The 5399-nt window shown below is 38.6% G+C and carries 4 protein-coding genes; all 4 read left to right on the plus strand.

Annotated features, from left to right (window positions below; genetic code table 11):
• Positions 1-661: 661 nt before the first annotated feature.
• The 4 genes from CYL18_RS18775 to CYL18_RS18795 all read left to right on the plus strand — a co-directional run bounded on the left by CYL18_RS18775 (position 662) and on the right by CYL18_RS18795 (position 5259).
• Positions 662-907: a hypothetical protein gene (locus tag CYL18_RS18775; RefSeq protein ID WP_146102862.1), complete on the plus strand. Its 246-nt coding sequence runs from the start codon at positions 662-664 to the stop codon at positions 905-907.
• A gap of 200 nt (positions 908-1107) precedes the next feature.
• Positions 1108-1785, plus strand: a complete 678-nt coding sequence (locus CYL18_RS18780; RefSeq protein ID WP_049672002.1) for an ABC transporter ATP-binding protein — start codon at positions 1108-1110, stop codon at positions 1783-1785.
• Positions 1782-4208 (plus strand): ABC transporter permease, encoded by a 2427-nt coding sequence (locus tag CYL18_RS18785; RefSeq protein WP_104850994.1) that lies wholly within the window; start codon positions 1782-1784, stop codon positions 4206-4208. Before CYL18_RS18780 ends, CYL18_RS18785 begins: the two co-directional genes overlap by 4 nt.
• Before the next feature lie 598 nt (positions 4209-4806).
• A complete protein-coding gene (locus tag CYL18_RS18795) occupies positions 4807-5259 on the plus strand; it encodes a DUF3997 domain-containing protein (RefSeq protein WP_104850996.1) in 453 nt (150 codons plus the stop codon).
• Positions 5260-5399: the final 140 nt, after the last annotated feature.

The following is a 5399-nucleotide window of genomic DNA, read 5'->3' on the forward strand; positions in this document are numbered from 1 at the left end:
TTTTCCTGAAAGAGAATAGGAAAACCCCGAATAGGGTCCACTTTTTTTAAAGTGTCCACTATTCGGGGTGCAGTTCAGAATTCACTCAGGTGCTTCTTTTGTTAAACTTAATAAATGTTTATTGTTAGCCAGATGAAGAAAAGGACTCCGAAGCAGGTAAGTCCGAAAAACAACGAACGAAGTACAATGTTACAGTTATAAATAAATCCAACCTCTAATAAGCTATCGTCACTACCATAGGAGTATTATGTTTGTCTGTTTTTTTTGCGTTACTTTTGTCTCGTTTTCAACGATATCTCATATGTTGTAAACAATTTCTGGTTGTACAATTGTTCGTTCATTTCCGATGTTCAAAAAGCATCTAAATACAGCAAACAGAGCGTATTTCTTTTCCCCACCGAACCGTTTTATGGCAATATCGATTGCTTCTTTCTCTATTTTCCTAGATTTTTTTAACGCATTCACAGTTTCCGAAAGATAACTTTTCGTGATTTTTATGGAATTATTATTACCTTTTGATAGATTTGACCTTATTTTTGATGTGACTTATATACTTATTTACAGAAAATTTGAAATTTTATATATACAAGGATAATTCATCTGTGTTACCTTCTAATTGTAATATAATAACAATTTTGGATGTTTGAGGATGATTAAGAAGTTGGCTTTGGGAGTTGTAGCAAGTAGCATGTTGTTAGGGTTCGGAGTGGGAGATCTTGGTGGGGCATCAAAGGCAGAAGCGGCAGTGCCAGTTGAGGCTAGCATTTCACCAAAAAATGTTTCACGAACTGGCAGTTCTACATCTGTCACTAAGACATTGAGTTGGGGTGGCGGTACTGGCTCCTCTTACCATGTATATTACAACGATGGAAAATATGCCGCTATTGATGACCGGTATTCAAGTTAGAAAACTACCAATACTTCCAGTTATTCTATCTCATCAAGCACTACTTCAAAGACTTGGAACGATTTTTTGAGAGTAACGGGAAGTAAAGTCGCTACTGACTCAGGTACTATCAAATTATCTAGGTAATGGTCGAATCATGCACATAGACTGCTCTGGCGGTCTATGTGTGTTATAACAATGTAATGAATTGGGGTATCGAGATGTTATATGTACATAATCTTATGAAGAAGTATGGGAACAATGAAACACTGAATATATTAGACGGAGTGAACTTAGAGGTTAAAGAGGCTGTATGGTGCAGCATAGTCGGTCCATCTGGGACAGGTAAATCTACTTTATTGAAGTGTATCGCCGGGCTTCTGAAACCCGATGACGGTTCGGTACGCATGCTTAATCATGATATATATTCGATGACAGAAGAAGCACGGAGTAATTTTCGAAGAACGAATATCGGATTTATCTTTCAGGATTTTAAGCTCTTATCCCATTATTCGGTTCTAGAAAATGTCATTATGCCGTTGCTCTATGACAAGGATCGCAAATGGCTTATGGAAAAGGCGAAAGATTTATTAAAGTTGGTCGGAATTCCTGAATCCCTGCACAATCGGCTGCCCGATAGTCTGTCAGGAGGAGAAAAGCAAAGGGTTGCTATTGCAAGGTCAATAATTGGCGATCCTGAGATTATATTATGTGATGAACCTACAGGGAATTTGGATACAAAGAATCGAGATCGAATCATCGAATTGCTATTAAACATACAAAAGCGTGGAACCACAATCATTTGTGTCACCCATGACCTTGAGGTCGCCGAAAAAGGGGATTGTGTATATCGTCTAAATGAGGGGCTGTTAACGAAAGAAGAGATGATTCATCTATGATTAGACTCATCATCAGCCGAATACTAAACAGGAAAATCATTTCGCTCATCATGGTTATTGCCTTTTTGAGCATATTCTTCCTCATTCCGCTTGGTTCCCAGTACACCCTTCAGTCACAAGTTTCAGTAAAAAATACACTAGAAAAGCACGGCAGAGGAAGCTATGACATTTTGCTGCGACCATCTGACTCACGAACCGAGATTGAAAAGACAATCGGGATTGTGGAAGAAAATTATGTTGGAGACGGCAAAGGTGGAATCTCCATATCCGAATGGGAGGAAATCAAGGATAATCCTGATATTGAAGTGGCCGCCCCTGTTGCCTCTCTTGGATACTTCACCGGAAGGCAAGCGTCCATTATATTGCCTCCTTTGGAACATCCAGCTCGATTCAAATGGCAATTCTACACATCGGATGGGCTAAATAAATACCCATTAGGAGAGAAACAAATCCTAACCTATTTCGATAATTCCAAGCCAGATAACCTCGAATATGTCTGGTATCCACAAGGACAGGATATGTTGGCGGGCAAAAGCATGTATGTTGTCCTGCCCCCTAGCTATCATTTATTGACAGCTATTGACCCAGAAAGCGAGAAACAATTAACCGGGATAGATTTTTCAGATTTATATGCTGACCTAGATGACCCTAAATTTTCTTTGTTCAGCCAAATGAGACAGAATTACAATAATCCACCTGTTATCAAGGTTTTACAGAGAAGTGAAATTGACAATCAAATTCATATGGAACTTTCGGTAGAGAAATTGGATGTTAGCCTTGCAGATTATAAGAAAAAACTAGGCTTAACGGATGAGCAGATACTATTGAATGCGTATGAAAAAAAAGATGAATTGGGGAAGGTCGTAGAAGAGTTAAATAAGGAGCCTGGTTCAGACAGAAAGGATTTTGACTTTGACCTTTCTATATTCCAAAGACCTTTTGAGAGTGTAGCCATGAAGATTAGAGATGATTTTAAGGTGGAGACGTCCAATGGGTCTATGTATAGCTTTAACACCTCTCAATACTATACAGCCCAGAAAATTGATTACAAGTTCAAAGGCGAACAAATTCAGGTTGAAAAGGTTCAAGAAGGGAATCCCCCTTCCTATAAAGAAGTGGTACAAAAAGGGGCTGGTCTAGAAGAATCTGATGAAGTTCCATTCATGATCTTGCAAACGGGTGAATTCACGGCAAGCGAGAAGAAAGGACAATTAGCTTCCAGTCCTTTGGGTATTTATTCAACTAGCACGACGACCACATCCAAGGGAGAGTCATTGACTCCGACATCAGTCCCAGGCAGCTTTGTTCCTGCACCTAGCAGCGGAGTCACAACATTGGATTCTGCTGAACTCGTTAAGGGAGATAAACCAATTGACGCCATTCGGATTCGTATTGATGAAATCACGAAATATGATGCCTCCGCACAAGCAAAAATAGAGAATGTAGCGAAAGATTTGTTGGAGGCAGGCTATGAAGTGGATATTGTCGCAGGTTCATCATTCAAGGAGCAACAATTGGAGGTTGAAGGTATCGGACAAGTGACAGAGCCGTGGACAACCCTGGGTGTAGCTCAAGCAATAGAAACCAGTTGGAATAAGACCATTAATGTCGCCTTATCACTATTCTTTCTATTTGGCCTATCTTGGCTGATGGCTCGTTTAGTCTTTGAAAAAAATATTTTAAAGGCAGAGAACCAAACATTGTTCCTCATAGGTTGGTCTCCAAAGAAAATACTCCAACGGAACTATTCAGAGCAAGTAATTTTGCAAAGTCTTGCTTTCTTAACAGCTTTTATATTGTTGTTCTTCGTTTTTGAAAAAAGCTATGCGTTTCTATACGCAATGGGACTCTTCCTGTTTTCGTTAGTCATCACATATGGAGTGTTGGCAAGAGAGGAGAAATCTCGAGTACGATTGGAAGCGTATAAAAACTTTTCAAGCATTAGGCATTATCTATCCATCATTGCACCGACCATGTTGACCTTATTTACTTCTACTTTCCTCTTAATTGTACAGATGGCTATCATCGGGGAAACAATATCTGAAATGGATAACACGACCATGGGCCAATTCATCAACAATCAAACATTGACCATACAAATGACTATCGTTGCTATGACCATTCTATTAACCGTTGTGAGTATGATAGAAGGTGTTCATTCATTGATTTTAAAAAGAAAAGATGAATTCAATATGTATCACACGATTGGGTGGACTAAATCCACTATTTTAAAACATTTCTTAAAGGAAGTATTACTGTGGGTCATGATAGCAATCTTTGCTGGTGTAATTGGCGGATATTCACTACTCGTTATACTAAAAGTACCGTTACTCTGGTGTATGATTGGGCTACTGTTTTCATTGATTAATATCATCATTCCAATCTTAACGGTGGTGCTAGCGAAAAAGTATGAAAATGACTGAAACCCATCGTCGATAATATTTAGGGGATTTATCCCTAATCTCCATGTTCGCATCGATTGCTCTGGTTGAGAAATATAGGATGTTCCCAACTCGAACCTTGCCATGGCTGGATTGTTCCAGGAGCTCATTGATTTCGTGCAGGTATTTCCCGTTGATTTGTGAATTGGTCATATTCAGTTACTCCTCTCCGTTACATTAGTCGGTTTTTCCTCAGTATAACCGCATAAGCGAAAAAAAGACCGACATCCCTTTTCGGGATGTCGGTCCGGTTATCCATATGTTATCGGTATGAGGCCGTTTTCGATTTCTTTTTCCAAGATGCCATGACAAGCATTTATCCGGGTTGGGTACCAATACGTCTTACTGTCATACACGACTACAATGAGGTTTAGCCTTCCCAATTCGCAAGCGACATGACTGCATTGTTGCTCCAAACGAATATAAGTTGGGATAGTAATGCGTAATCATCTAATGAGGCGTTGATCTAAGAAGGATTCATGTTCTTTTATGTTGAACTCCTTATGGAAGAAAAGGGCAGTTTAGCGGAAGAACAACTTTTGGTATAATATAGAAACTGAGTGACAAACTTGGAGGGTTTATGTCTAGAAATCTATACTTTTATATTTCACTTACAGCAATTACAATTATAAGTTTGCTTTTTTTGACTGGATGCCCTGGGGCATCAGATTATGATATAGATTTACCTGATAACTATTCAATTGTTAGAACCTCTGCTAATGAAGTGACAATAGCACCTAAAACAAGTAAAGATAGTTGGGGATCTACTATAATACCTGCTAAAGTTACTGAAGTTGGTTGGGATGACCAATATATTATCGCAAAACAAATAAATATAGACTCCGAAAGTAGTAATGGTTCTGGAATACCAGATGAGCAGGAGTATCATTTTTGGATTATACAAATAAAGACTGGTGAAGTAACAGGCCCTTTAGATGATTTAAGTTTAACGAAGAAAAAGGAAGAATACAGAATATCTAATGATATTGTTTTAAAGAAGATAGAGGATTTAAAAAAGAACTACACTTATTGAGCTACCCGGGGCATTAATTCAAGAAGGATTAATGCCTCTTTATGTTGAACATCTTATGGGAGTAAAGGGGCAGGTTAGCTCAAGAGTGAGTTGGAGATTTTTGGATATATAAGGAATAATAGTATATAATTCACAAAAGA

Origin of the sequence: Pradoshia eiseniae, from assembly GCF_002946355.1 — a bacterium.
Classification (GTDB): domain Bacteria; phylum Bacillota; class Bacilli; order Bacillales; family Pradoshiaceae; genus Pradoshia; species Pradoshia eiseniae.

Excerpts from the sequence above, each read along its gene's own strand:
- CYL18_RS18780 (WP_049672002.1), top strand. The coding sequence starts at position 1,108 with ATGTTATATGTACATAATCTTATGAAGAAGTATGGGAACAATGAAACA.
- CYL18_RS18785 (WP_104850994.1), top strand. The coding sequence starts at position 1,782 with ATGATTAGACTCATCATCAGCCGAATACTAAACAGGAAAATCATTTCG.
- CYL18_RS18795 (WP_104850996.1), top strand. The coding sequence starts at position 4,807 with ATGTCTAGAAATCTATACTTTTATATTTCACTTACAGCAATTACAATT.